General features: G+C 59.3%; 6 protein-coding genes. 1 reads left to right on the top strand and 5 read right to left on the bottom strand.

Annotated elements, in window-relative coordinates:
- Positions 1–188: hypothetical protein (locus VN887_08225; protein ID HXT39994.1), on the top strand; the 188-nt coding region annotated here is incomplete at its 5' end.
- Positions 189–208: 20 nt separating this feature from the next.
- Here the strand turns inward: VN887_08225 and VN887_08220 are convergent.
- From VN887_08220 to VN887_08200, 5 genes are all read right to left on the bottom strand, one after another.
- Positions 209–1,501, bottom strand: coding sequence for a (Fe-S)-binding protein (locus VN887_08220; GenBank protein HXT39993.1), 1,293 nt, complete (start codon positions 1,499–1,501; stop codon positions 209–211).
- Positions 1,498–2,433 carry an FAD-binding oxidoreductase gene (locus tag VN887_08215; protein HXT39992.1) on the bottom strand — a complete coding sequence of 312 codons (936 nt, stop codon included), beginning with the start codon at positions 2,431–2,433 and terminating at the stop codon, positions 1,498–1,500. Before VN887_08215 ends, VN887_08220 begins: the two co-directional genes overlap by 4 nt.
- A gap of 114 nt (positions 2,434–2,547) precedes the next feature.
- Positions 2,548–3,063: a response regulator gene (locus VN887_08210; GenBank protein HXT39991.1), complete on the bottom strand. Its 516-nt coding sequence runs from the start codon at positions 3,061–3,063 to the stop codon at positions 2,548–2,550.
- A gap of 155 nt (positions 3,064–3,218) precedes the next feature.
- Positions 3,219–3,710, bottom strand: a complete 492-nt coding sequence (locus tag VN887_08205; GenBank protein HXT39990.1) for a response regulator — start codon at positions 3,708–3,710, stop codon at positions 3,219–3,221.
- A gap of 265 nt (positions 3,711–3,975) precedes the next feature.
- The coding region (locus VN887_08200; GenBank protein HXT39989.1) for a sensor histidine kinase at positions 3,976–4,702 on the bottom strand (727 nt) is incomplete at its 5' end.

Raw genomic sequence — 4,702 nt, 5'->3', positions numbered from 1 at the left:
AGTTGATGGATGGCGACAAGGTGCTTTTCAGCTACGAGGCCGAACGGAGCGGTGTTTCCGCCAGTGCGCGACTGCACGGCGCGTTTTTAAAGGATGAAGACATCCAGATCGAGGACATCCGCAGCATGACGCTGGACCTCGGAGACTTCGTGTCAGCGGTGGCGGGGCAATATCAGCCGCTGAATTGAAGACTCGGCGGCTTTAAACTTTAAGACTTTGAACTCGGCGAAGCCGCCGCCTGCTCCAAATAATCCGCGATGTGCATGGCCTGCACCTTGGAACCGGCTTTGGCCAAACCGGCGCGGATTTGCAGGAGACAACCGGGATTCGTGGTCACCACAACTTCCGCGCCGGTCTTGAGGATGTTTTCGATCTTGCGCCGTTGGAGACGTTCGGCCATGGCGGGTTCGGTCAGATTGTAGCTTCCCGCGCTGCCGCAGCAAACATCCGACTCGGGCAATTCGACGTAATTCGCGCCTGCGACGGAACGGACGAGTTCCCGCGGCGGTTTGGTGATGCGCTGCGGGTGCGCAAGGTGGCAGGCATCGTGGTAAGTGACCTTGCCAAATGCGGAGTGCGGAGTGTGGAGTGCGGAATTTGCGGAGGCGTTGGAAGCCGCAAGGACTTCGGTCAAGTCTTTCACCTTTGCGCTGAATTTTTTGGCGCGCTCGGACCATTGCGGGTCATCGCGCAATAATTGGCCGTATTCCTTGAGCGTCGAACCGCAGCCGGCGGCGTTGATAATGATGGCATCCAGTTTGTATCGTTCGAACGTCTCGATGTTCCAACGTGCGGAGTCCCGGGCCGCAGTGAGATTGCCGCCATGGGCGTAGAGCGCGCCGCAGCAGCCCTGCGCCGGCGGCGTCACCACTTCAAAACCGGTCGCATTCAGCAGGCGGACGCTGTTTTGATTCGTCTCGCCAAACAGCACGCTCATCACGCAGCCGCTCACAAATCCCACGCGGCCGCGCGACGGCGAATCAGCGAAGGGCGGGGATACTTCGGGCAGCTTCATTTCTGGCGCGTGTTCAGGCAGCAACGACAGCGCTTCGCGGGCAAATTGGGGGAGCAGTTTTTCCGCGTTCAGAACACGAAGCAATCGTGCCGGCAATAACGCAAGTTTCATCCTCGACGGAAACGGAAACACTTTTTCAATCGCCACGCGCCGCAGAAATGTTTGAAAGGCGGAGCGGTCATGATGTTTCTCGAGATGGTCGCGCGTGTGTTCGAGCAGTTCGCCGTATTGCACGCCGCTCGGACATGCGGCCTCGCACGCCCGGCAGCCGAGGCAAAGATCAATGTGGCGCACCGCGGCGCCACCAGTCGGCAGACGCCCGTCCTGAACCGCGCGCATGAGATAGATGCGCCCGCGCGGCGAATCGTTTTCGTTGCCCGTTTCCAGATAAGTCGGGCACGACGAGAGACAAAGACCGCAATGAATACAAGCGAGCGATTTGTCGTAATCGAGGAACCGTTCCTGTGAGGTGGTGTCGGTTTTCACAGCGGCAAATCGGGCAGGATCTGTTTCGGGTCGAACGCCTTTTTCAAACGGCGCGCGAGTTTGACTGGAAGATCATTTTTGCGCTGACCAGTCGCGCCGCGATGGTAAATGACTCCGTTACCTGCGCGCGCGACGAATGAAGTGTTGCCCAACCGGCCAAGCGTTTCGACTGTCTGTGACGGCAAGACTGAAAGCCATTGTGCGGGGGCTTCGTCGGACCAGAATCGTTTTTCGTAATCGAGACCGGCCGGTTCTTTGAGTCCCAGTTCGCGGGCTTTTTCCAATTGCCAGTCCACTTCCTCCCGCGAGCCGGCGAAGCCGAGCACGAGCACAGGAATGTTGCGGGTCGAAAGGTTGTGCAGATCGAGCACCACCGGCGTCAATTCCGAGTCGAGTAACGATGCGATTGAACCTTCAGCCTCTTCAAGCGTTCGATAATCCGCCTGGATGAACGACTCCGCTTCCGGCAATGGACGCAGTTTGAACGTCGCTTCGGCAATCACGCCCAGACTCCCGTAACTGCCGATGAACAATCTGGCGAGGTCGTAACCGGCGACATTCTTGACAACCTTGCCACCCGATTTGACGAGACGGCCGTCGGCCAGGACGACCTTGATCCCGATGAGGTGGTCGCGAATCATCCCGCAGCCATATCGTCGTGGTCCACTGGCATTGATCGCAAGCAGTGCGCCAACCGTCAATTGCTCCGGATTCGGCGGATCAATCGGCAGCCATTGGCTCCGGCGCGCCAATTCGGCCTGGAGCCGGGCGAGCGTGATACCCGATTCGACGGTCACTGTCAGGTCTTCCGGGGAATGGGCCAAAATCCGATCCAGCGCGCCTAAATCGATGCCGGTGACTTTTTCACCGCGCTCATGAGCGTCGGAGACGGACGTCTTCAGGTCGGTGAGGTTCAATGGTCGAATTGTCATCGAAACAGGAACGCGCGCATTGAAGCGCGGACGCCGGCGCGCCTCGCACGGGACAGAACAGCGGACAGAAGGATCACCGTGCGCAACAATCTTCGTTGGTTTGCTCGCGGCTGCTCAATGCTTCAACGCCGCTGCAGGAATGGACGCCCTCTCGACGACGGATTCCCGCTGTGCTTTTTTCGGGGCCTTGACCGTGGTGGAACCGGAGTCGTCCGCGAGCAGACCCTCCAGTCCAAGATGACCCAACGCATTCACCAGTTTGTCGAAACTGGCCGTCTTGCACACGTAGCCGTCCGCGCGCAGGCTGAAACCGTTGAGGAGATCCTCCACTTCCCAGGACGCGGTAATGATGATCACCGGCAGGTCCTCGGTCCGACGGTCCGCCCGGACGCGCCTGAGCACTTGAAATCCGTGCATTCGCGGAAGTTTCAAATCCAGGAGCAGAACGGCGGGAAGATCGCCGGGATCGCGGCCGCAACAGGGACCCGTCGCGAAGAGAAAATCCAGGGCCTCCACGCCGTCGCGCACCACCTCCACGTCGTTCCAGATCTGGTTCTTTCGCAAAGCCCGCACAACGAGCAATTCGTCGTCGGGATTGTCTTCGACCAACAGGATGAATTTGCTGTTCATAATATTCTCGAGTTGAGTTTTTGAACGACGGGCCGCCAGGCCCAACTGACGAACAGGAACAGACGGACGCTCAATGACGGAACCGGCTTCGACCCCGACGCGCCGATCGCAACGGCGCGGCCCTGGTCCGCAACGATTATAGTTGAAATTACGGGTCAGGCAAACTGAATGGTGGCGCCCGGGGACATACTCACGCCGGTCTCTGGCGGCGGTTCAATGATTTCGAACCAGTACCTGGCCAGAGATTTTACGACCGTTATCAGCGTTTCAAAAGTCACCGGCTTCACGAGATACATGTCCGCCCCAAGGTTATGGGCGCGCCAAAAATCCTCGTCCGCGCGGGACGCTGTAAGCACCACAACGGGAATTTGCTGCAAATCCACGTCAGCCTTGATTTCCGCCAGCGCTTCGCGCCCGTCCTTGCGAGGCATGTTCAAATCCAGCAGGATCAGCCCGGGTCTTGGCGCATCGGACACTTTGACATATTTGCCACGCCGAAACAGATAATCCATCAACTCAACGCCGTTTTCGACGAAGCGAAGATCATTGTGCAGGCGCGCCCGCTCCACGGCGGCTCTGACCAGCAGGCAGTCGGCCGCCTCATCGTCGGCCATGAGTATCGTGATTGGTTTTCCGCGCTTTTTCATAGGCGATGTCGTCGAAGCTTCGAGGACTCAACACAAACGACTGTGATGACGGACTCTTGGACGCGACGGTCGATCCATTGCCCGCGTTTCCAGAGCATAACCGGAATCACCGCATCCGAGGAAGCAGATTTCAGGAACAAACTGCGGCCCTGGCCGCCTGGGTGCCCGGATCACCAGGTTCGGTTTACCACCTCCAGGAGGAACGCGCCATTCGTGCATCCGCGTAATCGAACCGCGAAACTCCGCGGACGGGGTACTACGCAACTCAAGGTTCGGTAGAATTATTTTCACCCGCCCGGCGGCGAACTTTTCCGGGCCGGCTTCTGGGGACGGTGCTCCGCCGATCCAACCGCTTGCTTTTGAACAATGGCAGCGTCGCCTTCAACCGAGTTCCGGCAGCGACCACGGATTCGATGGCAAAGTCGCCCCCCAGCAACGATGCCCGCTCGCGCATACCCGCAAGTCCGCTTGAACGCTCGCCGATGCGCGCGTCTCCTGCGTCAAACCCGCGTCCGCGGTCCTCGATCTCGATGTGGAGCCGTTCGTTGCTGCTGCTCACAACAACCTCTGCTTTCTCGACGCCCGCGTGGCGCGCCACGTTGGTCAGGGCCTCTTGTATGATGCGGTACGCGGCAGTCTCGATCTCTGGTTCGAATCTGCGTCCTTCGATTTCTGAATGTCGAAAGTTGACGCGCACGCCGGTGGCCGCGCTGTACCTCTCAAAATGCCAGAGCAGCGCCGGCAGGAGCCCGAGGTCGTCCAACATCGCCGGCCGTAAATCCATGGAAAGCTCCCGCACGCGAGAAGTCAGTTCATCCACCAGCCCGCGCGCCTTTTTTAAATCGCCGGCCGCGCCGGCGCGGTTGGGATGCGAATGAGCCGGCAGGGTCATTTTCAGCGCGGTCAACAACTGGCCGATTTCGTCGTGAAGCTCACGGGCAACATACCGCCGTTCGGCCTCCTGCAGCTCGACAAGACGCCGGGACATTCCC

This window comes from Candidatus Angelobacter sp., from assembly GCA_035607015.1.
Lineage (GTDB): Bacteria > Verrucomicrobiota > Verrucomicrobiia > Limisphaerales > AV2 > AV2.
This window is presented reverse-complemented; position numbering and strand designations above follow the sequence as displayed.